We start from the raw sequence: 24705 nt of genomic DNA, 5'->3' as shown, positions 1-24705 counted from the left end.
CGGGGAGCATGATAAGAGCGGCGCGGGCAGGGGGGATAAAATACGCGGTTGGGCGGGGCGAAAAAATTATAAGCGATTGTTTTGGAACAAATGTTTTTTTGAGGGGGCGGGAATTTATCCCCGTGGGTGCAGGTGCGGCTTTCCCTTGCAGGTGAGCGTGCGCGGGCCCCCTCTCTTGCGATTTCTAAGGCTTAGCCTCCGCTTCGCTCCGACTAAACCTAAGAAATCGCTTTCTCCCCCACCGAGGGGGAGATAGGGCCGGCATCGGCCTCGCTGCCAATCGCCGGCGCTGAAGATTGGCAGAAGCGATTATGCACCGCGCCTATCTCCCCCTTGGTGGGGGAGAAAGTAAATTCTTAGGCTTGGCGACGCCAAGTCTTAGAATTTGCAAGAGAGGGGGCAATGCGTCGGCTTGTCCGGCGGCCGTGCTCGCGGGGAGGGGTTTGTGCGCAAACGAGAAAGGGCGCCGCGAGGGCGCCCTTTCTGTAGTCGATGATCGGCAGCGCCTTCTTAGAAGCCCATGCCGCCCATGCCGCCCATGTCGCCGCCGGGCATCGCCGGACCCGCTTCCTTCTTCGGAAGCTCGGCAACCATGGCCTCGGTGGTGACCAAGAGGCCGGCAACCGACGCGGCATCCTGCAGCGCGGTACGGACCACCTTCATCGGGTCGACGATGCCCATGGCGATCATGTCGCCATACTCGCCGGTCTGCGCGTTGTAGCCGAAGGTAACGCCGCTGTTCTCGAGGATCTTGCCGGCGACGATCGAGGCTTCCGCACCAGCGTTGGCGGCGATCTGTCGTGCCGGAGACTGGAGCGCGCGGCGCACGATGTTGACGCCCGCATCCTGGTCGGCGTTCTCGCCCTTCACCTTGATGGCGGTGGAAGCACGCAGGAGGGCGACGCCGCCGCCCGGCACGATGCCTTCCTCGACCGCCGCGCGCGTGGCGTTCAGCGCGTCGTCGACACGGTCCTTCTTCTCCTTCACCTCGATCTCGGTCGCACCGCCGACGCGGATCACCGCGACGCCACCGGCGAGCTTGGCAAGGCGCTCCTGCAGCTTCTCGCGGTCGTAGTCGGAGGTGGTCTCCTCGATCTGCTGCTTGATCTGGCCGACGCGGCCCTCGATCTCGGCCTTCTGGCCGGCGCCGTCGACGATGGTGGTGTTCTCCTTGGTGATGGAGACCCGCTTGGCGCGGCCCAGCATGTCGAGCGTGACGTTTTCGAGCTTGATGCCGAGGTCCTCGGAGATCACCTGGCCACCCGTCAGGATGGCGATGTCCTCGAGCATGGCCTTGCGGCGGTCGCCGAAGCCCGGCGCCTTGACGGCGGCGATCTTCAGGCCGCCACGCAGCTTGTTGACGACGAGCGTGGCAAGCGCCTCGCCCTCGACGTCCTCGGCGATGATGACGAGCGGCCTGGACGACTGCACGACGCTCTCCAGAACCGGCAGCATGGCCTGCAGGTTGGACAGCTTCTTCTCGTGCAGGAGGATGTAGGCGTCCTCGAGCTCGGCCACCATCTTCTCGGCATTGGTGACGAAGTACGGGGAGAGGTAGCCGCGGTCGAACTGCATGCCCTCGACGACTTCGAGCTCGGTCTCGGCGGTCTTGGCTTCCTCGACCGTGATGACGCCCTCGTTGCCGACCTTCTGCATGGCCTCGGCGATCATCTGGCCGACTTCCTTCTCGCCATTGGCGGAGATGGTGCCGACCTGGGCAACCTCTTCCGAGGTCTTGATCTTCTTCGCGGCCTTGGCGAGGTAGTCGACGACCTCGGCAACGGCCAGGTCAATGCCGCGCTTCAGGTCCATCGGGTTCATGCCGGCGGCAACCGCCTTGGCGCCTTCCTGCACGATGGCCTGGGCGAGAACGGTTGCCGTCGTGGTGCCGTCACCGGCGATGTCGTTGGTCTTCGAGGCCACTTCGCGCACCATCTGTGCGCCCATGTTCTCGAACTTGTCCTCGAGCTCGATCTCCTTGGCGACGGTCACGCCGTCCTTGGTGATGCGGGGTGCGCCGAAGGACTTGTCGAGCACGACGTTGCGGCCCTTGGGGCCGAGCGTCACCTTCACCGCGTCGGCGAGGATGTTGACGCCGCGCAGCATGCGCTCGCGCGCGTCACGGGAAAATTTTACGTCTTTTGCAGCCATATTTCTCTAGCTCCTGGGCGTGCGAAGCAGCCCTGTTACCATTTCGTTTCGATAGCGGTGGTTAGGCAATCACACCCATGATGTCGGACTCCTTCATGATCAGGAGATCCTCGCCATTGAGCTTGACTTCCGTGCCGGACCACTTGCCGAAGAGGACGCGGTCGCCTTCCTTGACGTCCAGCGGCACGAGCTTGCCGCTCTCGTCGCGCGCGCCGGAGCCGACGGCGAGAATCTCGCCTTCCTGCGGCTTCTCCTTGGCAGTGTCGGGGATGATGATCCCGCCCGCCGTCTTTTCCTCGGATTCGACCCGGCGAACGACCACACGGTCATGAAGCGGGCGAAAATTCGTCTTGGCCATGTTTTGAACCCTTGATTACGACGATGAAATAGGTTTTTTCTCCGTCCGGACGGGCGGAGCGTCGCTAGCACTCCCCGATAGAGAGTGCTAACAAGAGCCGAGATAGTGGCGGCCGCTCTGAGAGTCAAGCGGCGGAGGGGAAGAGGTCGATCTTCAGCCGCCTCGTCTCATCCATTCGCCGTCTTGCGGGGGCGTCCGCCCTTTGCGCCGTTGGAGCGCGCTGCCGCGGCCTTCGCCGGCGAGGTTTTGCTCCCGGCGATGCGGGCGAGCTCGCGCGTCATCCACTGGCGCGTGCCGAAGATGCCGGATATCAGCGCCGGAACGTAGAGATCGACGTCCAACGCCGGCCAGTGCAGGTTGAAGCCGAGGCCGTCCACCTCCACGCCGGCAAGATCGCCGTCGCTTGCGCCCTGCAGATCCTGCACGAAGCGCGCCGGGAAGGCATAGGTGCAGCCGTTGACCAGATCGACCACGACACGGCCGGTGGTCCGGTCGTAGCGCGCGGCGGATGCCCGCGGCTCGGTTTCGAGCATTTTTTTGCCGCGCACCTCGGCAGCTTCGAAATCAGCATCAGTCATGGTGGCCATGGATACGCTCCCACTCCTTCAAGAATGTATCACGATGCTCGACCACTTCGGCTAAGAGCGACGCATATCCGAACGCTTGATACCGATGCTGTAGACAAGCTCCGGCCTGCCATCGGGACCAAGCAGGTTGATCTTTGCCTGCCCCGCTCCGGTAACGTGGATATGCGCCGGTTCATGGTCCAGCGTGTAGATGACGAACCGGAAGCCGAGGGCACGGTGGACGACAACCATGCTCTAGATAAACCCATCAGTTGGGTTTTTCAAGCCGGCCGCCGGAAGCGCTGACGCTCCTTCTCCACTTCCGCCCGCATTGCGCACCCCTCGATATGGTCGTTGACGAGGCCCATGGCCTGCATGAAGGCGTAGACGGTGGTCGGGCCGACGAAGGTCCAGCCGCGCTTCTTCAGGTCTTTGGAGACGCGCGTCGAGATCTCGGTCTTGCCGAGCGTGCGGAGCGTTGCGTAGTCGAGCTTTTCCGGCCGCTCTTCCAGCCCCGGCTCATGGCGCCAGAAATAGCGCGCCAGCGAGCCTTCCTGCTCGCACAATTCGATGGCGCGGCGCGCATTGTTGATGGTGGAGCGGATCTTGCCGCCATGGCGGACGATGCCGGCATTGGTGAGAAGCCGCTCCACATCCTCTTCGGTAAAGCGCGCCACCTTTTCGAAGTCGAAGCCGGAAAAGGCTTCGCGGAAGTTCTCCCGCTTGCGCAGGATCGTCAGCCACGACAGGCCGGACTGGAACCCCTCAAGGCACAGCTTCTCGAAAAGCCGCTTGTCGTCGGCCACGGGCCGGCCCCACTCGTTGTCGTGATAGACCAGGTAGTCCGGCAGGTTGGCGTGCCAGAAGCAGCGCGTCTTGCCGTCCGCCCCTTCGATCAGGCCTGTTCTTTCTTCGCTCATGCTATCGCTTCCCATTGGTTAAGAATACAACCACCGGTTTTAACAAGCCGTTCACCAACCTTCTGAACCCGGCGGTAACCATACGGGATGGTTTTGCCGAAATATCGCATTTTAGGAAGTCCGATTCACCATTTGCTCGGCCGTCTGATGCAGCATCCTGACAGACGGGGCGTGTGAAGCCGCTTTTTGCGGGAGCCGCCCGTTCCCGTCAGAGCCGGTAGCCGCCAGGTCTGAATGTGCAAATGGCCAGCAACAGAGAGTGTAGTCGATGAAGTCCTTTTCAAGCGCAGCCGGCGCGATCGTCTTGCTGCTTTTTCCCCTCGGCGCTGAGGCGCAGAACCGCTACGTGGAGCCGCCGCCGGTTCTCGTCAGCCCCGACCTTTCCGCCCCCTGGGTGCTGCAACTGCGCCAGGGACAGCCTGTCCAGCGACAGCGGCAGGCTGTGCAGGCCCGCCCGAACCGCGAGGCGTGGCGCGTGGCAGAACGCCCGGCCGAGCGGCGGCCGGTTGCCCAATACAGAAACGCGCAGCGCCAGTCGCCGCGCGCCGAGCCGTCGGTGCGAACGGCGGCCATCGCGCCGAAGCCGCGGCCGTTGTCCGATCTCAACCTCGATCCGAAGTTCCTGCCGCAGGAAGTGGCCTATGAGGGCCCGCACGGGCCCGGCACCCTCGTCATCGATACCCGCGAGCGCTTCCTCTATCACGTGCTGGAAGGCGGCAAGGCGCGCCGCTACGGCGTCGGTGTCGGCAAGGAAGGCTTCGCATGGAAGGGCACGCAGAAGGTCACGCAGAAGCGTGAGTGGCCGGACTGGCGCCCGCCGGCCGAGATGATCGCGCGCGAGAAGGAGAAGGGCCGCATCCTGCCCGTCCACATGAAAGGCGGCGAGCGGAACCCGCTGGGCGCGCGCGCCCTCTATCTCGGCTCCACGCTTTACCGCATCCACGGCACCAACGCGCCATGGACCATCGGCCAGGCCGTATCGTCGGGCTGCATCCGCATGCGCAACGAAGATGTGATCGAACTCTATGGGCGTGTTCCCGTAGGGGCAAAGGTCGTGGTAATCTGATTCTATCGAACGGGGGACGGGCCGGCCGGACCGTGCCGGAACGTCGGGGAAGGCGGCGCCTTGAGGGAGGCGCCGCCTTTTCCTTTTGTGCCTGGACTCTTTGTTTTGTCGCAATTGCGGACGGAAAACCGGTTTCCACTTTTCCTGGAATTGCTCTACTCCGCGGCGACGGCCATCGGCCTTGCTTCGGGGATGCCCGCGGGCTTCGGCCCGCCATAGGCCCAGTCGATGAGCTCTACCGTGTGCACGACGGGCAGATATGAGCCCGAGGCGATCTGCGTGATGCAGCCGATGTTTCCGGTGGCGACCGCCTCGGCGCCCGTGGCCTCGATATTCCTCACCTTGCGGTCGCGCAGGCGCCGGGCGATCTCGGGCTGCAGGATGTTGTAGGTTCCGGCCGAGCCGCAGCAAAGATGCCCCTCGCGCGGCTCCCTGACGATGAAGCCGGCCCGCGTGAGCAGTGCCCTCGGCTGGCGCGTGATCTTCTGCCCGTGCTGCATGGAGCAGGCGGAATGGTAGGCGATGTCCAGCCCTGGCCGGATATCGGGCTCCGGCAGGTCGAGCTCGGCCAGATATTCGGTGATGTCCTTGGCAAGGGCCGAGACCCGCGCTGCTTTCTCCGCATAGCCGGGGTCGAGCCGCAGCATGTGGCCGTAGTCCTTGATGGTCGTGCCGCAGCCCGACGCCGTGATGAGGATGGCGTCGAGCCCGCCCTCCTCGACGGTGCGCGTCCAGGCATCGACATTCTTGCGCGCGAAATCGAGCGCCTCTTCCTCGCGCCCCATATGGTGCACCAGAGCGCCGCAACAGCCTTCTCCCCCGGGTGCCACCACCTCGATGCCGAGCCGCGTGAGCAGCCGGACCGTTGCCGCGTTTATGCCCGGATCCAGCACGGATTGAGCGCAGCCCGCCAAAAGCGCCACGCGCCCGCGCGGCGCCCCATCCGGCAGGGCTGCCGGCGCGGCGGCGGCCGGTGGCACGGTGTCCGGTGCCAAGGCCAGCATGGCAGCCACCGGCTTCAACCCCGGCAGCGCGCGCAGAAGCGGTGCGAAGGGGCGCCCAAGCCTGGCGAGCCTCAGCGCCAGACGGAAGCGGCCGGGATAGGGGAGCACGCGCGCAAGCGCCGCCCGCGTCAGCCGGTCGAGGAGCGGCCGGCGGTATGTCTTTTCGATATGCGCCCGCGCATGGTCGACCAGATGCATGTAGTTCACGCCGGAAGGGCACGTTGTCATGCAGGAAAGGCACGACAGGCAGCGGTCGATATGCGTCACCGTCTCGCGGTCCGCCGGCCGCCCGTTCTCCAGCATCTCCTTGATGAGGTAGATGCGCCCGCGCGGGCTGTCGAGCTCGTTGCCGAGCTCGACATAGGTCGGGCAGGTGGCCAGGCAGAAGCCGCAATGCACGCATTTGCGCAGGATCGTCTCCGAATGGGCGACCTGCGGTTCGGCCAGCTGCTCGGGCGTGAAGTTTGTCTGCATGTGTCGCTACAAAATCCAGCTTTCGGGATTCCTGATCGGTTCGCCGCGGCCCACCGCCTGCAGGCCGATGATGATGCGTATGATGACCCAGATGGCGGTTGCCAGCAGGAGCAGGAAGCCGATGCCGACCACCATGAGGATCGCCGAGACGAGGCCGAACAGAAGCCCGATCCAGAAGGTGCGGATGGCCCAGGTGTAGTGGGTCTCGATCCATTCATCCGACTTGCCGCGATTCATATAGGCGATCACGATGCCCACCAGCGCTGAAATGCCGATGACGAAACCGACCAGATAGAGAATGTAGATCACCTGAATGTTGGTCGCTCCCGGGTCCAGCCATCCTTCGGCTTTACGAGGCGGGGTTTGCTGCGGGTTTGGCTCGCTCATTGTCGTCTCCCAACTTGAATGGCGCGGCCACTCTATCACGCGCTCACGCGACCGCCATCCGGCCCGGATTGAGGATGCCCTTCGGGTCGAACTGTTCCTTGAGCCGCGCGGCAAGCGCGGCGAGTGCGGCCGGCTGCGGCTGGAAGACAGCAAGGGCGGCTCTGACGGCAGGCGCGGCGCGCACAAGCGTCGCATGCCCGCCGCCGAAATGGCCGATCAGCCCACGCAGGACCTCCGCCTCCGGATCCGCCTCCATGCGCAGCCATATGAGCCCGCCCTGCCAGTCGTAGAAGGCATTGGCGCCGGCCGCCCGGCGGAAGGCGTCGACCATCCTGTGGCCTTGCGTCGGCGCCATGGAAACGCGCCACACCGGCGCCTCCGTCCCGTCGGCAAAGGGCAGGCAGTCGCGGATCTCCCGCCACAGGGTCCGCGATCGCTTCTCCTCGATCACCTCAACCGCCCCATGCGGCTTCATGAGCCGCGTCAGAAGGTCGATGCGATAGGCGACGGACGGGCCGACGCCCTCGACGCGCAGGACGGTTTTCGCGCCGCCCGAAAGCCCGCCTTTCAGGAACCGCCCGACAACGCCCTCCGGCAGGTGCGCGGCACCCGAGACCTCGGCGCTCGATCCCATTGCCCCGGCCATGGCGGCGGCTGCTTCGGCGTCGTCGAGGCCGGTGACGGCCAGCGTCTTCTCGGTCTCCGCCGCCGGCAGCACCTTGAAGGTGACGTCCGTCACCACTGCCAGCGTGCCCCAGGAGCCGGCAAGCCCCTTGGAAAGGTCGTAGCCGGTAACATTCTTCACCACGCGCCCGCCGGACTTGAAGACTTCCCCCCGCCCCGAGACCGCGAGCACCCCAAGCACGTGGTCGCGCGCCGCGCCCGCCTTGATGCGGCGCGGGCCGGAGAGGTTCGCGGCAAGCGCCCCGCCGATGGTGCCGCGCCCGGGCTCAAGCCCGAGCAGCGGGCCGTAGTCCATCGGCTCGAAAGCGAGCTGCTGGTTGTGGTTCGCCAGCAGCGCTTCGATCTCGGCCAGCGGCGTTCCCGCCTTGGCCGAAAGCACCAGCTCTTCCGGCTCGTAGAGCGTGATACCGGTAAGCCTCGACAGGTCGAGGACGTGCTCCGTCTGCACGGGGCGGCCGATGCCGCGCTTGGAGCCGTGGCCGAGGATTTCCAAGGGCGTTTCTTCCGAGACGGCCCATTGGACGGTTTCGAGGGTGTGGGCCGGGGTGGTGGGGGTGAAGGTCGTCATCGCTGGAGGGCCTTTGTACTTGCCGCCAGCCGCTCAATATCCCCCTCACCGACCCGCTTCGCGGGCCACCTCTCCCCCGCTGGGCGGGGGAGAGGAGTCGCGGCGGCGACGCTCGGCACCACTCCTCGCCCCCACATTGTGGGGGAGAGGTGGCCCGCGAAGCGGGTCGGTGAGGGGGTATTCGGCTCAGACATCGCCGCTTGCATCATCCCTCGACCCGGAAAATACGAACCGCAAATCCCGCGCATGGACCTCCTCCGCTAGCCGCCCCTCCAGTGCCGCCACGATCGTCTCCAAAACGCTTTCCGTCTCCTTCAGCACATCCACATTCCAGAACCGCAGCACCGAATAGCCCTCCCGGCGCATATATTCGTCCCGCCGCCGGTCATGCGCGCTGCCGAAATGCTGGCTGCCGTCGACCTCCACCACCAGCCGCTTCCGGCGGCAGAGAAAATCCGCGAAATAGGGACCGACCGGAAACTGCCGAACGAACTTGTGGCCGTTCAACTGCCGATCCTTCAGCAGGCTCCACAGCCGCCCTTCTGCGAGATTGTCGCCTTTGCGAAGGGCGCGCGCTCTCGCCGTGGCTTTGGGCAGCCGCCTACCGCGGTTCTCCAGCGCCACCCTCAAAACCTCTCCAGCTCCGGAAACGGCATCTGCCCCCGGTGTATATGCATCCTGCCGAGCTCGGCGCAGCGATGCAGTTGCGGGAACATCTTGCCGGGATTGAGCAGGTGGTTCGGGTCGAAGGCGCATTTGACGCGGATTTGCTGGTTGAGGTCGTCCTCGGTGAACATCTCCGGCATCAGGTCGCGCTTTTCCACGCCCACCCCATGCTCGCCGGTAAGCACCCCGCCTACCGCGACACACAGGCGCAGGATGTCGGCGCCGAAGTCTTCCGCCCTTTCCAGTTCGCCCGGCTTGTTGGCGTCGTAGAGGATGAGCGGGTGCAGGTTGCCGTCGCCGGCGTGGAAGACGTTGGCGACCCTCAAGCCATATTTCTCCGAGAGTTCCCGCATGCCGGAAAGCACGCGCGGCAGCTCCTTGCGGGGGATGGTGCCGTCCATGCAGTAATAGTCGGGCGAGATGCGCCCGACAGCCGGGAAGGCTGCCTTGCGGCCGGCCCAGAAGGTCAGCCGCTCCTCGTCGGAGTGGGAGACGCGGCTCGTCGTGCAGCCATTCTTCGCGGCGATGTCCTCCACCCGTTCGATCAGGTGATCCACCTCGGCCTGCGGGCCGTCGAGCTCGACGATCAGGAGCGCTTCCACGTCGAGCGGGTATCCGGCATGGACGAAGTCCTCCGCCGCGTGGATCGCCGGCTTGTCCATCATCTCCATTCCGCCGGGGATGATGCCGGCGCCGATGATGTCGGCCACGCATTGCCCGGCCTCTTCGCTCGATGGGAAGCCGATGAGCATGGCCCGCGCCGTCTCCGGCTTCTGCAGGATGCGCACCGTCACCTCGGTGACGACGCCCAAAAGGCCCTCTGAACCCGTCATCAGGCCCAGGAGGTCGTAGCCTTCCGCGTCGAGGTGCTTGCCGCCGAGGCGGATCACCTCGCCATTCATCAGCACCATCTCGATGCCGAGGATGTTGTTGGCCGTCAGCCCGTATTTCAGGCAGTGCACGCCGCCCGAGTTCTCCGCCACGTTGCCGCCGATGGAGCAGGCGATCTGCGAGGAGGGGTCGGGCGCGTAGTAGAAGCCGGCATGTTCGACCGCCTGCGTGATGCCGAGATTGGTGACGCCGGGCTGCGCCACCACCGCGCGGTTGGGAAAATCGATGTCGAGGATGCGGTTGAAGCGGCTCATGACGAGCAGCACGGCATCTTGAAGCGGCAGCGCCCCGCCCGACAGCGACGTGCCGGAGCCGCGCGGCACCACGCGGATGTTGCGCTCGTGGCAATATTTCAGGATGCGCGAGACCTGTCGCACGTTCTCCGGCAGCACCACGACCAAGGGCACCTGGCGATAGGCCGTCAGCCCGTCGCTCTCGAAGGCGCGCATTTCGCGGTCGGCCGCCACCACGCCTTCGCCGGGCACGATTAGCGCCATGTCGGCGACGATCTCGTCGCGCTTCTTCAGGGTTGCCGCATCGGGCTCGGGCATATGCGGTCCGGACATGGGACGCGTCCTTGTGGTAAAATAAATCTACCGGTCTTCAGCTATATGCACAAATGCTGCACTGCCGGCAGACGGAAGCCGCTGCTTTCCGCGCGACCTTGTTGGAAACTGGTTAAAACATTTGACCAATCTTCGTCAATGCCGCTAGATTGCGGCCGCTAGATTGCGCCGAGCAGCCAAAAGGCCGGTTTCGCCCGTGAACACCATCTATTCCAGGATAGAGCATGCCCGAACGGCCGATGCCGTTGTGCGCCAGATCGAGGGGTTGGTCCTCGAGGGTGTGCTGCGCGACGGGGACCGGCTGCCGGGCGAGCGCGAGCTGGCGGCTGAGATGGACGTCTCCCGCCCCATCCTGCGCGATGCGCTGAAGGCGCTGGAGGCAAGGGGCCTTCTCGTCACCCGACAGGGCGGCGGCACGCATGTGGCCAACATCGTCGGCGAGGTCTTCGCCAAACCCATGCGCGAATTGATCGCCACCCATCCCAAGGCCACCGCCGACTATCTGGAATACCGCCGCGAGATCGAGGCCGTCGCCGCCGAGATGGCCGCCCGGAGGGCGACCGAGGCCGACAAGGCGCTGCTCGCCGGCATCATCGACCGCATGGAGCATGCGCACGCGACCGCCGATTTCGAGACGGAGGTGGAGATCGACGTCGAGTTCCACAATGCCGTCGGCGAATGCGCGCACAATTTCGTGCTCCTCCACACGCTGCGCTCCTGCTATCGGCTCCTGGCCGACGGCGTCTTCCACAGCCGCGCCCGCATCTACGATCTGCCCGGCGCGCGCGAGGAACTGCTTTCCCAGCACCGGGCGATCTTCCTCGCCATCCGCGACGGCGAGCCCGCCGCCGCGCGCACGGCGGCGATTGCCCACATCGCCTATGTCGAAAAGGCAAGCGCGGAAGCCGAGCGCACCGGCGAATGGGAGCGCATTGCCAAGCTTCGCCTGCACCAGCGCTCCACGGAGCGCGCTGGGCGCAGGCAAACCCGACGGCCCGCAGCGGCCGGCTCATGAACTGGCCGGCTCATGAACAGGCCGGCTCATTGAACAGGAAAGCGCATTGAGACAAGAAACGCTGAAACGGCCGCGCGTCGGCCTCTTCGTGACCTGCCTGGTCGACCTCTTCCGCCCCACCGTCGGCTTCGCCTCCGTGAAGCTCTTAGAGGAGGCCGGCTGCGAGGTCGAGGTGCCCATGGCGCAGACCTGCTGCGGCCAGCCGGCCTACAACTCCGGCGACCGCGAGGACGCCATCGCCATCGCCAGGAACACCATCGAGACCTTCGAGGAGTTCGACTACATCGTCGCCCCCTCCGGTTCCTGCGCCGGCATGCTGAAGAAGCATTATCCGACGCTCTTCAAGGGCGATCCGTGGGAGGAGCGCGCCGCCGCCTTCTCGGCCAAGGTGCACGAACTGATGAGCTTTCTCGTCGACGTCATGGGCATGGAGGCGGTGAGCGCGGCGCACGAGGGCAGCGTCACCTACCACGATTCCTGTTCGGGCCTGCGCGAGCTCAATATCCGCGAACAGCCGCGCCGCCTGCTTGGATCGGTCTCGGGGCTCAAACTCAAGGAACTGAAGGATGCGGACGTGTGCTGCGGCTTCGGCGGCACCTTCTGCGTCAAGTATCCCGACATCTCCAACAAGATCGTCGAGGAGAAGGCGGTCAACATCAAGGCGTCCGGTGCCGAGACGCTGCTCGCCGGCGACCTCGGCTGTCTGATGAACATGGCCGGCAAGCTGCAGCGCCAGGGCGCCGACATAAAGGTGCGCCACGTGGCGGAGGTGCTGGCCGGCATGGACGATGGCCCGGCCATCGGTGGGGGAGGGCGCTGATGCAGATCACATCCCCCGCCTTCAAGGCGAACGCGCGCGGCGCGCTCGCCGACCCGCACCTGCAGGAGGCGCTCGGCCATGTGCGCTCGGGCTTCATCGACAAGCGCCAGAAGGCGGTCGACGCCTTGCCGGAGTTCGACGCGCTGCGCGATTCCGCCCGTGCCATCAAGGATCACACGCTTGCCCACCTCGATCTCTATCTCGAAGCTTACGAGGAGAAGGTGAAGGCCGCCGGCGGCCGTGTGCACTGGGCCGAGACGGCGGCCGACGCCCGCTCTCTCATCCTCGACATCTGCCGCGCCGCCGGTGCCCGCACGGTGACCAAGGGCAAGTCCATGATCACCGAGGAGATCGGCCTCAACGAATTCCTCGAGAAGGAGGGCATCCGCCCGGTCGAGACCGATCTCGGCGAATACATCATCCAGTTGCGCGGCGAGCATCCGAGCCACATCATCGCCCCGGCCGTGCACCTGACCAAGAACCAGGTGGAGGCCGATTTCCGCCGCGCCCACCACCACCTGCCGCCCACGCGCGACCTTTCCGAACCGGCTTCGCTGCTCAGCGAGGCGCGGGAAGTGCTGCGCGCGGAATATTTCGCCGCCGACGTCGGCATCACCGGCGCCAATTTCCTGGTGGCCGAGACCGGCAGTTCCGTCATCGTCACCAACGAGGGCAACGGCGACCTCACGCAGATCCTGCCGCGCGTCCACATTGTCGTCGCCTCGATCGAGAAGATCGTGCCGACGCTTGCCGACACGAGCCAGATCCTGCGGGTGCTCGCCCGCTCGGCCACGGGCCAGGACATGAGCGTCTATACCACCGTCTCCACCGGCCCGCGCCGGGCGGAAGATCCCGACGGGCCGGAGGAGTACCATGTCGTCCTCCTCGACAACGGCCGCTCGTCCATGCTGGGCACCGAGTTCCAGGACATGCTCCGCTGCATCCGCTGCGGCGCCTGCATGAACCATTGCCCCGTCTATCACGCCGTCGGCGGCCACGCGTACGGCTGGGTCTATCCCGGCCCGATGGGGGCGGTGCTCACGCCTTCGCTCATCGGCGTCGACAAGTCCGGGCATCTGCCGAACGCATCCACCTTTTGCGGCCGCTGCGAGGCGGTCTGCCCGATGCATATCCCGCTGCCGAAGATGATGCGCCACTGGCGCGAGCGCGAGTTCGCCCGCGGCCTCAACCCGGCGGCGCAGCGTTACGGCCTGAAGGCCTGGGCCTTCTTCGCCCGCCGCCCGCGGCTCTACCACCTGGCCGCCTCCTTCGCCATTCCCGCACTCTCGGCGTTCGGCGGGGCGCAGCGGCGTTTCCGCTATCTGCCCTTCGCCGGGGGCTGGACCAAGCATCGCGACCTGCCGGCACCCGAAAGCCGCACCTTCCTGCAGCAATGGCGGGACCGGGAAGCGGGCAAGCAGGAGGCACGCACATGAGCGCGCGCGAGGCGATACTGAACAAGGTCCGCTCTTCGCTCGGCACGGCACCCGGCGATGCGGCGCGTGCCGAGGTGGTGGCGAAGCGGCTTGCCGATGCGCCGGCGGGCGTGGTGCCGGCGCGCGGACAACTGGCGGACAAGGAGCGTGTCGCGCTGTTTTGCGAGATGGCCGAGAAGGTGTCCGCGACGATAGACCGGGTGAAGAAGCGCGCCGACGTGCCCAAGGCCGTCTCCGCCTATCTGCGTTCCAAGAACCTGCCGGCCTCCGTGCGCATGGGTGCGGACGAGCGCCTTCGGGAGATGCCGTGGAGCGGCGTGAAGTCGCTTGAGGTGAAGTCCGGACCGGCCGGTCCGGAGGACGAGGTGGGCGTCAGCCACGCGCTTGCCGGCGTCGCCGAGAGCGGTACAATCGCCCTTCATTCCGGCGTCGACAATCCGACCACTGTCAATTTCCTCCCGGAACACCACATTGTGGTGGTCGAAGCCAAGGATATCGCCGGCGATCTGGAGACGGTGTTCTCCAGCCTCCGGCAGAAATTCGGCAAGGGGAAGATGCCGCGCACGCTGAACCTCATCACCGGCCCGTCGCGCTCCGCCGACATCCAGCAGACGCTGCTTCTCGGCGCCCACGGTCCGCGCGCGCTGCATCTCGTCATCGTCGATGGTGGGTGAGGCAGGCATCCATTTCGAGGAGGCGGCCGCGCCGGAGGGCATGCGGCTTTACGCGGTGGGCGACATTCACGGCCGCCACGACCTGATGTCGGAAATGCACCGCCACATCATGGCCGAGATCATGCGGGACCAGCCGTCCGATTGGCGCATCGTCTACCTGGGCGACTATGTCGACCGCGGCCCCGCGACGCGCCAGGTGCTGGACTTCCTCTCCCATGCCGTCCGGATGGACCCGCGCATTATCACGCTTGCCGGAAACCACGACATCGGCCTTCTGGATTTCCTCGCGCAGCCCTCGGCGGATGGCCTTTTCGCCAACAATGGCGGCGAGGCGACGGCGCGCTCCTACGGTGTGGAGCTGGATTTTTACACGCGTGACGCGCTCCTGCGCGGCCACGCGGCGTTGCGGGACGCGATCCCGGATGAGCATCTCATCTTCCTGCGCGGCCTGAAGCTCTCCGCCACCTTCGGCGACTTCTTCTTCTGCCATGCCGGCATCATGCCGGGCGTGCCGCTTAAGGACCAGTCGCCGGAGGATCTGGTGTGGATTCGCGGGCGCTTCCACAGCCATACCGGCCTCCATCCGAAGCTCATCGTGCACGGCCATACGCCGGCCCCGGCGCCCGAGATCATGCCCAACCGGGTGAACCTCGACACCGGCGCCTTCTACACCGGCCGGCTGACGGCGATGATGTTCGAGGGCAGGCGCAAGCGTCTGATGGAGGTAACGGGGTAGCTATCTGCTGAAGGTGCTGATGCCGTAGCCGTCCGTCGTCCCGTGGGTGCCGGAGGCCGTTGCCGCATAGATGCCAGCGCCGCTTACCGCCACGGCGGTGATCAACAAAAGGGAGAGGACAGTGGCGCGCATCAGGCTCATCTCTTTTTCCGTTCCGCGTTCGAGCATAAGGTTCCACCGGTTACCATTCGGTTCCCGAAGATTCGGCTTGCAGAATTGATGAAGGAAGTCCGTTTCGTTGGTGATAGGCCAATTATCGGGCGTGCGGAAAAACGCAAGGTGCGAGGGGAGATGATTCACTGCTTTGCACGGATGCTGTCGCCCTCAGGCAACAGTTTCGTCCTTCCGACGAAACGTTGAACGGCGGGCGCCCGATGCCGCTGCAAAACCGTGTCGACCCCTTCGGCGCAATCCATGCGGTGCCCGACCGCGGCCTTTTCACCGGCAATCGCGGCGTCATCCACGATCCGGCGACCAGGACGCTGCTTTCCCGCCGATGGACCACCAGGGCCTGGATCGTCTGCGAATGCGCCTTCGGCAACCAGCGGCGCGAGGTGATGGGGAAGAACAGCCGCAGCGGCGGCGCCGGCTGGACCGAACTCTTCTTCCTCGACGAGGTGACGGCGCTCGCCGCCGGTCACCGGCCATGCTTCTATTGCCGGCGCGAACGGGCGTTGAGCTTCGCCCGCTGCTTTGCCGGCGGCAAGGGAAGGCGGGCCGCGGCGCCCGAGATGGATGCCCGGCTGCACAAGGAGCGCCGCGCATCCGGTGGCGCGGTCATTCCTTTGGAACCGGTGCAATTGCCGGCTTTGCCGGAGGGAACCATGGTCGAATCAGCAGGCCGTGCCTATGCGCTGCGCGGCGGGCGGCTTCTGCCCTGGGCCTTCACCGGCTATGGCGCGCCCGGCGGGACGGACCGTTCGCCCGGCCCCTTCACGCTCATCACCCCGCCGTCCACCGTTGCCGCGCTCGCCAGCGGCTATCGTCCCGTCTGGCACGATACGGCGCGGTCTTGACCGAGCCAGCGCCGCAGCGCATCAAGCGCCCATGCGAGCGAACTACAAGATGCAGCGGCTTTACCTGGCCGACGGCCTTTCGCAAGGGACAAAGGTCGAGACGACGCGCGAGCAGGCGCATTACCTGGCCCATGTCCTGCGCATGCGCGAGGGCGACCACGTGCTTGTCTTCAACGGCTGCGATGGCGAATGGCTGGCTGAGATCGCCGCCTTGTCGAAAAAGTCGGCGCACCTTGCCATACGCGAGCAGACACGCCCGCAGACGCCGAAGCCCGATCTCTTCTACTGCTTCGCCCCCTTGAAGCAGGGCCGCCTCGACTATCTGGTGCAGAAGGCGGTGGAGATGGGCGCAGGCCACCTCCAGCCCGTTGTCACCCAGCACACGCAGGTGCCCAAGCTCGGCCTGCCACGCCTTCAAGCGAACGTGATCGAGGCCGCCGAGCAATGCGGCGTCCTCTCGATTCCTATCGTGCACGAGCCGATCAAGCTCGACCGCCTTCTCGCCGACTGGGAGGAGGAGAGGCGCCTTGTCTTTTGCGACGAGGACGCCCCCACCAACGACCCGCTCACGGCGCTCACGGCGCTGCAGAATGCCAGGCTCGGCCTGCTCGTCGGCCCCGAAGGCGGCTTCTCCGAGGCGGAGCGCAGGACGCTGCGCGCGCTGCCGTTCGTGGTGCCGATTCCGCTTGGACCCCGCATCCTGCGCGCCGATACCGCGGCGGTGGCGGCACTCGCCCTCATCCAGGCGGCCGCGGGCGATTGGCGCGACATGGTGACCGCTTGAGGAGGTCTTCAGAACTTTTTGCTTGCTTGCCGCTTGCGACTTCGTCAATCAGGCTGTGCTTCTGAAAAGGCCGGAGGAGAAAATGGCGCGCGACACGACCGATAACCGGCCGATCGAAGCAATCGAAGAACTGGTCGGCTATCTCGCCGCCGGCTCGAAGCCGAAGGACGCCTGGCGCATCGGCACCGAGCACGAGAAGTTCCCTTTCTACGTCGATGGCAACCAGCCCGTGCCCTATGAGGGCCCGCGCGGCATCCGCGCGCTGCTCGAGGGCATGCAGAGAACGCTCGGCTGGGATCCGATCGAGGATGCCGGCCGCATCATCGGCCTCGTCGAGCCGACGGGGCAGGGCGCCATCTCGCTGGAACCCGGCGGCCAGTTCGAGCTTTCCGGTGCAGCGCTCGAGACCCTTCACCAGACCTGCCGTGAGGGCAACGCCCACCTGGCGCAGCTGCGCGAGATCGCCGAGCCGCTGGGCATCCGCTTCCTCGGCCTTGGCGCCAGCCCCAAGTGGCGGCTTTCCGATACGCCGAAGATGCCGAAATCGCGCTACGACATCATGACCGCCTATATGCCCAAGGTGGGTAGCCACGGCCTCGACATGATGTACCGCACCTGCACGATCCAGGTGAATCTCGACTTTGCCTCGGAAGCCGACATGCGCCGCAAGATGCAGGTGTCGACCCGGCTGCAGCCGCTTTCTACCGCACTCTTTGCCAACTCCCCCTTCACCGATGGCGGGCTGAACGGCTTCCAGTCCTGGCGCGCCGAGATCTGGCGCGACACCGACAACCAGCGCTCCGGCCTTCTGCCTTTCGTTTTCAACCAGGATTTCGGCTTTGCCGACTATGTGGAGTGGGCGCTCGACGTGCCCATGTATTTCGTCATCCGCGAGGGCCGCTACCACGACTGCACCCACGTCACCTTCCGCCAGTTCATGGATGGCGCGCTGCGCAAGACCGTGTCCGACGGCATGCCCACCATGGGCGACTGGGCAAACCACCTGTCGACCCTCTTTCCCGACGTGCGGCTCAAGCGCTTCCTGGAGATGCGCGGCGCCGACGGCGGCCCGTGGCGCCGCATCTGCGCCTTGCCGGCGTTCTGGGTCGGGCTTCTCTACGACGATGCCGCGCTCGACGCGGCCGAAGACCTCACCAAGGGCTGGAGCTTCGAGGAAGTCGTGGCGATGCGCGACGCCGTGCCCGTGGAGGGACTGGCGAACCGGTTCCGCAACCACGAGCTGCGCGAGACCGCACGCGAGGTGCTCGCAATCTCCCGCATGGGCCTGAAGCACCGCGCCCGAAGAAACCGCGAAGGCTATGACGAGACCGATTTCCTGAACCCGCTCGACGAGGTGGTCGCCCGCGGCACCACCAGCGCGCAGGAGATGGTGACGGCCTATCACACACGCTGGGGCGGCTCCATCGAGCCGGTTTTCCTGGAGCACGCGTATTAGGGCCGATGTGGCCATGCACTCTCTGCGCACGCTCGTCATCCCGGAAAGCCGAGGGCTTGTCCGGGACCCATTCCGTGACTCTTCCACATTCCGGCCCGCTTCGCCGGAGCTTCAGCGAGGCGAGAATGGGTCCCGGACATCCTCCGCTTCGCTCCGGCTTCCGGGATGACGAGCGGAGGCAACCTTGCGACAATTCGCACCGCAGGCCGCGCGTTCATTGACTTTCCGAAACGCGCTTCTTATAAGCCCGGCACGTTCGGGCTGACCGTCCGGCGGACGCTCTTGTGCGCCCGGCGGTCCGCAAACGCTCCTGTTCATCGAGACAGAATGAAGAAGGGCCGCACCCCGCGGTATTAAATAAATGAAGCGCACCTACCAGCCCTCCAAACTCGTCCGCAAGCGCCGGCACGGTTTCCGCGCCCGCATGTCCACCAAGGGCGGCCGTCGCGTCATCGCCGCGCGCCGCAACCGTGGCCGCAAGCGGCTTTCGGCGTAAGTGGCGGGTTCAGGGCCTCGGCATTGTCCGGCCAGGCGCGGAGCGGGTATCCCGCGCGCCTCAAAAAGCGCGCCGAGTTCCTGGCGGTCCGTCGCGGGACGAAGCGGCGCGGCCCTCTTTTCCTGCTCGAGGTTCTGGAGCGTGGCGACGACCAGCCGGCGCGTCTCGGCATCACCGTGACGAAGAAGGCCGGCAATGCCGTGGAGCGCAACCGCATTCGCCGTCGCCTGCGCGAGGCGGTCCGCATCCACGCCGCCGATGAAATGGCGCCGGGCACCGACTATGTGATCGTGGGAAGGCGCGAGATACTGGATGCGCCCTTCGTGGCGCTGAAGGAAGAGCTTTCCCGCCGCATTCGTGGCAAAAAACCCGTGCACGCGGGCTAAGGACACCCATGGACAACAACCGCAACCTCCTCATCACGATCGCGCTGTCGGTGGTCATCCTGACCGTGTGGCAGGTGTTCTACATGAACCCGCGCATCGAAGAGCAGCGTGAGACCGCGCGCATCGAGGCCGAGCAGCGAACGGGGGAGGAAGCGCCTGCGCCGGGTGCCGGCGGCGCGCCGGCGGACATCCCTTCGACCGGCGATGCGACGTCCATACCCGGTACCTCCGTGCAGACCGGCAGCCCCGCCTCACGCGAGGCCGCCGTTGCCGCGAGCGAGCGCGTGCGCATCGACACGCCGCGTCTGTCGGGCTCCATCAACCTCACCGGCGCCCGCCTCGACGATCTCCTTCTGAAGGACTACCGCGTCACGGTGAAGCGGGATTCTCCCAACATCGAGCTCCTCAACCCATCGGGCGGCCCCAACGGCTACTATGTCGAGACCGGGTATGTGAGCAATGCCGGGGCCGGCGACCTGCCGGGGCCGGATACGGTCTGGCGCGTCGCAGAGGGCGAGGTGCTGACCCCGGAAAGCCCGGTGACGCTGACCTACACCAACGACAGGGGTCTGACCTTTACGCGTATCATCGAGGTGGACGAGAACTACATGTTCACCGTCTCCGACACGGTGGAGAACGCGTCGGGGGCACCGGTCGCGCTGCGCAGCTACGGTCGTACCACGCGCATCGGCAAGCCCGAGACCACCGGAATCTATATCCTTCATGAAGGCCTGATCGGCGTGACGGGTGAGGAGGGTCTCCAGGAGATCGATTATTCCGATGTCGAGGAGGAGAACATCAGGCCCGGAAAATCCTCCGATGGCTGGCTCGGCATTACCGACAAGTACTGGGCGGTGACGATGGTGCCGCGCGCCGGCACCGCATTCCAGCCGCGCTTTTATTATTCCGAGGACAACGGCCCGCGCTACCAGGCCGACTTTCTCTCCGACGAGCTGACCGTCGCCGACGGCGCCACCGTCAATACCGAGACGCTGGTCTTCGCCGGCGCCAAGGAGGTCGGTGTCGTCGACGCCTACGAGACCGAGCGCGACATCCGCCAGTTCGAGCTTCTGATCGATTGGGGCTGGTTCTACTTCATCACCAAGCCGATGTTCTATCTCATCGACTGGTTCTTCAAGCTGCTCGGAAATTTCGGCCTGTCGATCCTCGCCACCACCGTCGCCGTCAAGCTCGTCTTCTTCCCGCTCGCCAACAAGTCCTACAAGTCCATGGCGAACATGAAGAAGATGCAGCCCGCCATGCTGGAAATCCGCGAGAAATACGCGGACGACAAGATGAAGCAGCAGCAGGCGATGATGGAGCTCTACAAGAAGGAGAAGATCAATCCGATCGCCGGCTGCTGGCCGATCCTTTTGCAGATCCCGGTCTTCTTCGCACTCTACAAGGTGCTCTACGTCACCATCGAGATGCGCCATGCGCCCTTCTTCGGCTGGATCCAGGACCTTTCGGCGCCCGATCCGACGTCGCTCTTCAACCTGTTCGGTCTTCTGCCCTACGACGTGCCCTCTTTCCTGATGATCGGCGTGTGGCCGCTCATCATGGGCATCACGATGTTCCTGCAGATGCGCATGAACCCGACGCCGCCCGACCCGACCCAGGCGATGATCTTTACCTGGATGCCGGTGGTCTTCACCTTCATGCTGGCGACCTTCCCGGCCGGCCTCGTCATCTACTGGGCCTGGAACAACTTCCTGTCCATCGTCCAGCAGGGCGTGATCATGAAGCGTCAGGGCGCCAAGATCGAGCTGTGGGACAATCTGATCGCCTTGTTCAAGAGGAAGAAGAACCCCAATCCGGCGGAGTAGCGCGCCGGCGGGTTGTCGCGCGGAAATGGCGTGCGTGCCTTCACCCTCGCCCTTCGACAAGCTCAGGGTGAGGGTGAAGGCAAGCCGACGTCGCTGTGAGTTTCAACGTAGGCGAGTGGGCACAACACAGCCCTCATGGTGAGCTTGTCGAACCACGAGGGCGGGATGCCGGGGCGTCCCTATTCCCGTCTAAACTCTTTCGACTTTAGCCGAGCGCCTCGGCGATCTCGCGCAGCGCCATCGCCTTATATGCCTCCACCACGGCCTGCCCTTCCTCTCTGTCGAGCGTAATGGCAAGCCGCATGGCGGCTTCTCCCAGGTGCATGATAAGGAAAGCGCTCACCTCCACGTCTTTTGCACGCTTGTCCGGCCTCGCGCGCAGCATCGCCGCCGCCAGCATCGCGCCGATCACCCGCGCCTCGCGCAGCTCCATGTCGCTCAAGGCCTTGTCGGCCTGGATGCCCGACCAGATGTCGCGCATGACGGGCTCGGCGAGGAAAAGCGCGTAGTACGTATCGATCAGGCTACTGAAGGCGCCGAGCAGGTTGTCGACCGTGCGCACCCCTTCGAGTGCCTCGGCAATGCAGTGCCGGTTCCCCTCGTTGTAGCGCTCCGCCAGCGTGCGGACGATCGCCGCCTTGTCCGGAAAGTACTGGTAGAGCGAGCCGATGGATATGCCGGCGCGCCCCGCCACCTCGCTCATCTTCATGGCGTCGCTGCCGGCTTCCTCGATCAGACCCGCTGCCACCGCCAATATGCGCTCGACGCGCTCGCGGCTGCGCTTCTGGCTCGGGCTGCGCCCGGCCTTTGCGGCCGCTGCTCCGCCGGTCATCGGTTCAGTCTCCATCTCGCGCCCTCATGATTCGTTGTTGACATTCATAATATGAGGATTTATCACATTAGCAAATGTGAGAGTTGCTCACATATTTAACAAGGAGAGGAGTACGGAAATGTCCAACGACCGAACCAGCGCAGACACCATTCTCATCACCGGCGGCACCGGAAAGACCGGACGTCGCCTTGCCGAGCGCCTGACGAGCCACGGCGTGCCCGTGCGCATCGGCTCGCGCAGCGCCGACATTCCTTTTGACTGGGAAGACCGGACGACCTGGGACGGCGCACTCGACGGTGTGAGCGCGGCCTATCTTTCCTACTATCCGGACCTCGCACTGCCGGGGGCGGCCGAAACCGTCGAAGCCTTCGCCCTTAGGGCGCTGGAGAAGGGGGTGAGGCGCCTCGTGCTCCTGTCCGGGCGCGGCGAGGAGGGCGCCGAGAAGGCCGAGAAGCTTTTCGAGGCCACGGGCGCCGACTGGACGGTGCTGCGCGCCGCCTGGTTCGCGCAGAATTTCAGCGAGAACTACATGATCGACGGCATTCTGGAAGGGGAACTGGCCTTGCCGGTGGGCGACGTCGGGGAGCCCTTCATCGATGCCGACGATATCGCCGACATCGCCTTTGCCTGCTTCACCGAGCCCGGCCACATCGGCACGCTCTACGAATTGACCGGCCCGCGCCTTCTGACCTTCGCCGAAGCCGTCGGCGAGATCGCCACTGCCACCGGGCGCGACATCCGCTTCAGGCGCGTCGCCATCGACAAGTTCGTCGCCGCCCTGCACGAACAGCAGGTGCCTCAGCCCTTCATCGATCTGATGATCGAACTCTTCACCCAGGTGCTAGACGGGCGCAACGAACGTCTGGCCGACGGCGTCCAGCGGGCGCTCGGCCGCGCGCCGCGCGACTTCGCCGATTATGTGCGGCGCACGGCGGCAAGCGGCGTGTGGGACGCGCAGGCGCCTGCCGCTTCATAGTCGCTGGAGCCTGCAAGAGAGGAACCGCCATCATGTCCGAACGCATCGCCTTCATCCTCACCTTTTTCGCCGCCATCGGCGCCGGCCTCATGGCCGGCCTCTTCTTCACCTTCTCCACTTTCGCCATGCAGGCGCTTGGTCGGATTCCGGCGGACGCCGGCATCCGCGCCATGCAGGAAATCAACGTGACCATACAGAACCCGTTGTTCTTCGTGGTCTTCTTCGGCACGCCGCTGCTCGGGCTGGTGCTCGGCGTCCTCGCTGTCGCCGGCTGGAACGGCGCAAGCTCGGCCTTCATGCTCGCCGGCGCCGTCCTCTATGTCGTCGGCACGTTTCTCGTCACCGTCGTCTTCAACGTGCCGATGAACGATACGCTGGCGTCCCTCGATCCGGCGAGCGGAGCCGGCGCCGACTACTGGCGGCAATATCTCGCCCGCTGGACCGCGTGGAACCACGTGCGCACGGCCGCTTCCCTGGCTGCGCTCGCCTGCTTCATCGCCGCCTTGAGCCTCAAGGCCTGACCGGGGGATATCGCGGCGGACACTTTGTCCGCCGCGGTCCGTGCGGTATATAGAAACTGTTCTGTTGAGGAGGCCGCCCGCGACAGTCGTTCCGTTTGTCACCGATCGTGGAGACCCTCATGCACGGACCCAAGCCCGAGATCAAACACCCGATTTTCCTGCACCCGCGCGTCGGTTTCCTCAAACCTCTCGTCGACAAGCCCAACATCGAGATCGGCGAATACACGTACTACGACGACCCCGACGGGCCGGACCTCTTCGCCGAGAAATGCGTGCTGCACCACTATGAATTCATCGGCGACAAGCTCATCATCGGCCGCTTCTGCGCCATCGCCGAGGGCGCCCGCTTCATCATGAACGGTGCAAACCACGTGCTGTCGGGTTTTTCGACCTACCCCTTCAACATCTTCGGCCAGGGTTGGGAGGAAGGCTTCGATATCGAGAGCTGGCGCCGCGAGGTGCGCGGCGATACGGTGGTCGGCAACGATGTGTGGATCGGCATGGAGGCCGTCATCATGCCCGGTGTGAAGATCGGCGACGGTGCTATCATCGCCGGGCGTTCGGTCGTAACCCATGACGTGCCGCCCTACGCGGTGGCAGCCGGCAACGCGGCTCAGGTGGTGAAGATGCGCTTCGATGAATTGACTGTACGCCGCCTGCTCGACATCGCCTGGTGGAACTGGCCGGCCGACAAGATCACCCGCAATCTCAACGCCATCCGCAGCAACAATCTGGCGAAGCTGGAGGCGGCGGCGTGAGCCGCGCAGCCGTGGCCCGCCCGGCGAAGGACGGCGGTAGGGACAAGCTCTTCGCGCGGCCGTGGGTCTTCATCCGCGGTGTGCCGGCGATGAAGTTCCTGCCGCCCGAGGGGCCGCCGGAGGTCGCCTTCGCCGGCCGTTCCAACGTGGGAAAGTCCTCGCTCATAAACGCTCTGGTCGGCCGGAAGGGTCTTGCCCGCACCTCCAACACGCCCGGCCGCACGCAGGAGCTCAATTACTTTGTGCCCGAAGGTTACAGCGGAGAAGCCGGAGACCTGCCGCCCATGGCGCTGGTCGACATGCCGGGCTACGGCTTCGCCAAGGCGCCGAAGACGCAGGTCGATGCCTGGACGAGGCTCGTCTTCGAGTATCTGCGCGGCCGCGTGACGCTGAAGCGCGTCTATCTCCTGATCGACGCCCGCCACGGCGTGAAGAAGATCGACGAGGAGGTGATGGACCTGCTCGACACGGCCGCCGTCTCCTACCAGGTGGTGCTGACCAAGGCTGACAAGATCAAACCGCCCGCCGTGGCAAAGCTGATGGAGGAGACGCGGGAGAAAATGGCAAAGCGCCCGGCCGCCTTCCCCGAAATCGTTGCCACCTCTTCGGAGAAAGGGGCGGGCATGGACGAGTTGCGGGCGGCGATCGTCCGCGCCATCGCGGGTCTCTGAG

28 protein-coding genes are annotated in these 24705 nt (G+C 65.3%); 16 read left to right on the top strand and 12 right to left on the bottom strand.

What is annotated here, in order from left to right:
• Positions 1–510: 510 nt before the first annotated feature.
• The 5 genes from groL to GM910_RS17815 all read right to left on the bottom strand — a co-directional run bounded on the left by groL (position 511) and on the right by GM910_RS17815 (position 3995).
• The gene (gene groL / locus GM910_RS17835) at positions 511–2151 is read right to left on the bottom strand and encodes a chaperonin GroEL (RefSeq protein ID WP_159589656.1); all 1641 of its coding nucleotides are present in this window, start codon (positions 2149–2151) and stop codon (positions 511–513) included.
• Between the two features lie 61 nt (positions 2152–2212).
• Positions 2213–2509: a co-chaperone GroES gene (gene groES / locus GM910_RS17830; RefSeq protein ID WP_159589654.1), complete on the bottom strand. Its 297-nt coding sequence runs from the start codon at positions 2507–2509 to the stop codon at positions 2213–2215.
• Positions 2510–2676: 167 nt separating this feature from the next.
• Positions 2677–3096, bottom strand: a complete 420-nt coding sequence (locus tag GM910_RS17825; RefSeq protein ID WP_159589652.1) for a DUF2442 domain-containing protein — start codon at positions 3094–3096, stop codon at positions 2677–2679.
• 51 nt (positions 3097–3147) lie between these two features.
• On the bottom strand, positions 3148–3327 hold the full coding sequence (locus GM910_RS17820) for a DUF4160 domain-containing protein (RefSeq protein WP_201285534.1): 180 nt from the start codon (positions 3325–3327) through the stop codon (positions 3148–3150).
• A 29-nt stretch (positions 3328–3356) separates the two neighbouring features.
• Positions 3357–3995 (bottom strand): DNA-3-methyladenine glycosylase I, encoded by a 639-nt coding sequence (locus tag GM910_RS17815; protein ID WP_159589650.1) that lies wholly within the window; start codon positions 3993–3995, stop codon positions 3357–3359.
• A 268-nt stretch (positions 3996–4263) separates the two neighbouring features.
• On the opposite strand from GM910_RS17815, the gene GM910_RS17810 reads away from it, so the two are divergent.
• Positions 4264–5061, top strand: a complete 798-nt coding sequence (locus GM910_RS17810) for a L,D-transpeptidase (RefSeq protein WP_159589648.1) — start codon at positions 4264–4266, stop codon at positions 5059–5061.
• 155 nt (positions 5062–5216) lie between these two features.
• On the opposite strand, the gene glcF is transcribed toward GM910_RS17810, so the two are convergent.
• The 5 genes from glcF to GM910_RS17785 all read right to left on the bottom strand — a co-directional run bounded on the left by glcF (position 5217) and on the right by GM910_RS17785 (position 10301).
• Positions 5217–6539, bottom strand: a complete 1323-nt coding sequence (gene glcF, locus GM910_RS17805; protein WP_159589646.1) for a glycolate oxidase subunit GlcF — start codon at positions 6537–6539, stop codon at positions 5217–5219.
• A 6-nt stretch (positions 6540–6545) separates the two neighbouring features.
• Positions 6546–6926 (bottom strand): DUF4870 family protein, encoded by a 381-nt coding sequence (locus GM910_RS17800; RefSeq protein ID WP_159589645.1) that lies wholly within the window; start codon positions 6924–6926, stop codon positions 6546–6548.
• Between the two features lie 43 nt (positions 6927–6969).
• Positions 6970–8178: a glycolate oxidase subunit GlcE gene (glcE, locus tag GM910_RS17795; RefSeq protein WP_159589643.1), complete on the bottom strand. Its 1209-nt coding sequence runs from the start codon at positions 8176–8178 to the stop codon at positions 6970–6972.
• 186 nt (positions 8179–8364) lie between these two features.
• Entirely contained in the window at positions 8365–8808 is a 444-nt protein-coding gene (locus tag GM910_RS17790) for an endonuclease domain-containing protein (RefSeq protein WP_425482701.1), read from the bottom strand.
• On the bottom strand, positions 8805–10301 hold the full coding sequence (locus GM910_RS17785) for an FAD-linked oxidase C-terminal domain-containing protein (protein ID WP_159589641.1): 1497 nt from the start codon (positions 10299–10301) through the stop codon (positions 8805–8807). The genes GM910_RS17790 and GM910_RS17785 overlap by 4 nt, the downstream gene beginning before the upstream one ends.
• A 196-nt stretch (positions 10302–10497) precedes the next feature.
• Between GM910_RS17785 and GM910_RS17780 the strand changes: the two genes are divergently transcribed.
• The 5 genes from GM910_RS17780 to GM910_RS17760 are packed head-to-tail and all read left to right on the top strand — an operon-like array spanning position 10498 to position 14982.
• Positions 10498–11316: an FCD domain-containing protein gene (locus GM910_RS17780; protein ID WP_159589639.1), complete on the top strand. Its 819-nt coding sequence runs from the start codon at positions 10498–10500 to the stop codon at positions 11314–11316.
• Positions 11317–11362: 46 nt separating this feature from the next.
• Entirely contained in the window at positions 11363–12136 is a 774-nt protein-coding gene (locus GM910_RS17775) for a (Fe-S)-binding protein (RefSeq protein ID WP_159589637.1), read from the top strand.
• Complete coding sequence (locus tag GM910_RS17770; protein ID WP_159589635.1) at positions 12136–13572, top strand: LutB/LldF family L-lactate oxidation iron-sulfur protein; 1437 nt, start codon at positions 12136–12138, stop codon at positions 13570–13572. Before GM910_RS17775 ends, GM910_RS17770 begins: the two co-directional genes overlap by 1 nt.
• A complete protein-coding gene (locus GM910_RS17765) occupies positions 13569–14246 on the top strand; it encodes a LutC/YkgG family protein (RefSeq protein ID WP_159589633.1) in 678 nt (225 codons plus the stop codon). Before GM910_RS17770 ends, GM910_RS17765 begins: the two co-directional genes overlap by 4 nt.
• Positions 14236–14982, top strand: a complete 747-nt coding sequence (locus GM910_RS17760; RefSeq protein WP_159589631.1) for a metallophosphoesterase — start codon at positions 14236–14238, stop codon at positions 14980–14982. Before GM910_RS17765 ends, GM910_RS17760 begins: the two co-directional genes overlap by 11 nt.
• Here the strand turns inward: GM910_RS17760 and GM910_RS17755 are convergent, their stop codons facing one another.
• The gene (locus GM910_RS17755) at positions 14983–15123 is read right to left on the bottom strand and encodes a hypothetical protein (RefSeq protein ID WP_159589629.1); all 141 of its coding nucleotides are present in this window, start codon (positions 15121–15123) and stop codon (positions 14983–14985) included.
• 233 nt (positions 15124–15356) lie between these two features.
• Between GM910_RS17755 and GM910_RS17750 the strand changes: the two genes are divergently transcribed.
• From GM910_RS17750 to yidC, 6 genes are all read left to right on the top strand, one after another.
• Positions 15357–15998, top strand: coding sequence for a hypothetical protein (locus tag GM910_RS17750; RefSeq protein ID WP_159589627.1), 642 nt, complete (start codon positions 15357–15359; stop codon positions 15996–15998).
• 31 nt (positions 15999–16029) lie between these two features.
• Positions 16030–16782, top strand: a complete 753-nt coding sequence (locus GM910_RS17745; protein ID WP_159589625.1) for a 16S rRNA (uracil(1498)-N(3))-methyltransferase — start codon at positions 16030–16032, stop codon at positions 16780–16782.
• An 82-nt stretch (positions 16783–16864) separates the two neighbouring features.
• Entirely contained in the window at positions 16865–18238 is a 1374-nt protein-coding gene (locus GM910_RS17740; RefSeq protein ID WP_159589623.1) for a glutamate--cysteine ligase, read from the top strand.
• A gap of 361 nt (positions 18239–18599) precedes the next feature.
• Complete coding sequence (rpmH, locus tag GM910_RS17735; protein ID WP_159589621.1) at positions 18600–18734, top strand: 50S ribosomal protein L34; 135 nt, start codon at positions 18600–18602, stop codon at positions 18732–18734.
• Positions 18735–18757: 23 nt separating this feature from the next.
• Positions 18758–19120: a ribonuclease P protein component gene (rnpA, locus tag GM910_RS17730; protein ID WP_159589619.1), complete on the top strand. Its 363-nt coding sequence runs from the start codon at positions 18758–18760 to the stop codon at positions 19118–19120.
• Positions 19121–19128: 8 nt separating this feature from the next.
• Positions 19129–20946 carry a membrane protein insertase YidC gene (gene yidC, locus GM910_RS17725; RefSeq protein WP_159589617.1) on the top strand — a complete coding sequence of 606 codons (1818 nt, stop codon included), beginning with the start codon at positions 19129–19131 and terminating at the stop codon, positions 20944–20946.
• A gap of 205 nt (positions 20947–21151) precedes the next feature.
• On the opposite strand, the gene GM910_RS17720 is transcribed toward yidC, so the two are convergent.
• Positions 21152–21793 carry a TetR/AcrR family transcriptional regulator gene (locus GM910_RS17720; protein WP_246226212.1) on the bottom strand — a complete coding sequence of 214 codons (642 nt, stop codon included), beginning with the start codon at positions 21791–21793 and terminating at the stop codon, positions 21152–21154.
• A 103-nt stretch (positions 21794–21896) separates the two neighbouring features.
• Between GM910_RS17720 and GM910_RS17715 the strand changes: the two genes are divergently transcribed.
• From GM910_RS17715 to yihA, 4 genes are all read left to right on the top strand, one after another.
• Positions 21897–22754 carry a Rossmann-fold NAD(P)-binding domain-containing protein gene (locus GM910_RS17715; RefSeq protein ID WP_159589615.1) on the top strand — a complete coding sequence of 286 codons (858 nt, stop codon included), beginning with the start codon at positions 21897–21899 and terminating at the stop codon, positions 22752–22754.
• Positions 22755–22786: 32 nt separating this feature from the next.
• The gene (locus GM910_RS17710; protein ID WP_159589613.1) at positions 22787–23275 is read left to right on the top strand and encodes an anthrone oxygenase family protein; all 489 of its coding nucleotides are present in this window, start codon (positions 22787–22789) and stop codon (positions 23273–23275) included.
• A 119-nt stretch (positions 23276–23394) separates the two neighbouring features.
• A complete protein-coding gene (locus GM910_RS17705) occupies positions 23395–24033 on the top strand; it encodes a CatB-related O-acetyltransferase (protein ID WP_159589611.1) in 639 nt (212 codons plus the stop codon).
• Entirely contained in the window at positions 24030–24704 is a 675-nt protein-coding gene (yihA, locus tag GM910_RS17700; RefSeq protein ID WP_246226211.1) for a ribosome biogenesis GTP-binding protein YihA/YsxC, read from the top strand. Before GM910_RS17705 ends, yihA begins: the two co-directional genes overlap by 4 nt.
• Position 24705: the final 1 nt, after the last annotated feature.

It is taken from the genome of Chelativorans xinjiangensis (genome assembly GCF_009812055.1).
GTDB lineage: Bacteria > Pseudomonadota > Alphaproteobacteria > Rhizobiales > Rhizobiaceae > Chelativorans > Chelativorans xinjiangense.
The sequence above is the reverse complement of the archived record's forward strand: the minus strand, read 5'-3'. Positions and strand labels throughout refer to the sequence as shown.

Coding starts and splice junctions, on each gene's coding strand:
- rpmH (WP_159589621.1), top strand. CDS start 18,600: ATGAAGCGCACCTACCAGCCCTCCAAACTCGTCCGCAAGCGCCGGCAC.
- GM910_RS17800 (WP_159589645.1), bottom strand. CDS start 6,926: ATGAGCGAGCCAAACCCGCAGCAAACCCCGCCTCGTAAAGCCGAAGGA.
- GM910_RS17760 (WP_159589631.1), top strand. CDS start 14,236: ATGGTGGGTGAGGCAGGCATCCATTTCGAGGAGGCGGCCGCGCCGGAG.
- GM910_RS17820 (WP_201285534.1), bottom strand. CDS start 3,327: ATGGTTGTCGTCCACCGTGCCCTCGGCTTCCGGTTCGTCATCTACACG.
- GM910_RS17740 (WP_159589623.1), top strand. CDS start 16,865: ATGGCGCGCGACACGACCGATAACCGGCCGATCGAAGCAATCGAAGAA.
- GM910_RS17710 (WP_159589613.1), top strand. CDS start 22,787: ATGTCCGAACGCATCGCCTTCATCCTCACCTTTTTCGCCGCCATCGGC.
- glcF (WP_159589646.1), bottom strand. CDS start 6,539: ATGCAGACAAACTTCACGCCCGAGCAGCTGGCCGAACCGCAGGTCGCC.
- yidC (WP_159589617.1), top strand. CDS start 19,129: ATGGACAACAACCGCAACCTCCTCATCACGATCGCGCTGTCGGTGGTC.
- GM910_RS17770 (WP_159589635.1), top strand. CDS start 12,136: ATGCAGATCACATCCCCCGCCTTCAAGGCGAACGCGCGCGGCGCGCTC.
- GM910_RS17720 (WP_246226212.1), bottom strand. CDS start 21,793: ATGGAGACTGAACCGATGACCGGCGGAGCAGCGGCCGCAAAGGCCGGG.
- GM910_RS17810 (WP_159589648.1), top strand. CDS start 4,264: ATGAAGTCCTTTTCAAGCGCAGCCGGCGCGATCGTCTTGCTGCTTTTT.
- GM910_RS17785 (WP_159589641.1), bottom strand. CDS start 10,301: ATGTCCGGACCGCATATGCCCGAGCCCGATGCGGCAACCCTGAAGAAG.
- GM910_RS17705 (WP_159589611.1), top strand. CDS start 23,395: ATGCACGGACCCAAGCCCGAGATCAAACACCCGATTTTCCTGCACCCG.
- GM910_RS17715 (WP_159589615.1), top strand. CDS start 21,897: ATGTCCAACGACCGAACCAGCGCAGACACCATTCTCATCACCGGCGGC.
- GM910_RS17755 (WP_159589629.1), bottom strand. CDS start 15,123: ATGAGCCTGATGCGCGCCACTGTCCTCTCCCTTTTGTTGATCACCGCC.
- GM910_RS17745 (WP_159589625.1), top strand. CDS start 16,030: ATGCGAGCGAACTACAAGATGCAGCGGCTTTACCTGGCCGACGGCCTT.
- groL (WP_159589656.1), bottom strand. CDS start 2,151: ATGGCTGCAAAAGACGTAAAATTTTCCCGTGACGCGCGCGAGCGCATG.
- groES (WP_159589654.1), bottom strand. CDS start 2,509: ATGGCCAAGACGAATTTTCGCCCGCTTCATGACCGTGTGGTCGTTCGC.
- GM910_RS17815 (WP_159589650.1), bottom strand. CDS start 3,995: ATGAGCGAAGAAAGAACAGGCCTGATCGAAGGGGCGGACGGCAAGACG.
- GM910_RS17750 (WP_159589627.1), top strand. CDS start 15,357: ATGCCGCTGCAAAACCGTGTCGACCCCTTCGGCGCAATCCATGCGGTG.
- GM910_RS17765 (WP_159589633.1), top strand. CDS start 13,569: ATGAGCGCGCGCGAGGCGATACTGAACAAGGTCCGCTCTTCGCTCGGC.
- GM910_RS17825 (WP_159589652.1), bottom strand. CDS start 3,096: ATGGCCACCATGACTGATGCTGATTTCGAAGCTGCCGAGGTGCGCGGC.
- glcE (WP_159589643.1), bottom strand. CDS start 8,178: ATGACGACCTTCACCCCCACCACCCCGGCCCACACCCTCGAAACCGTC.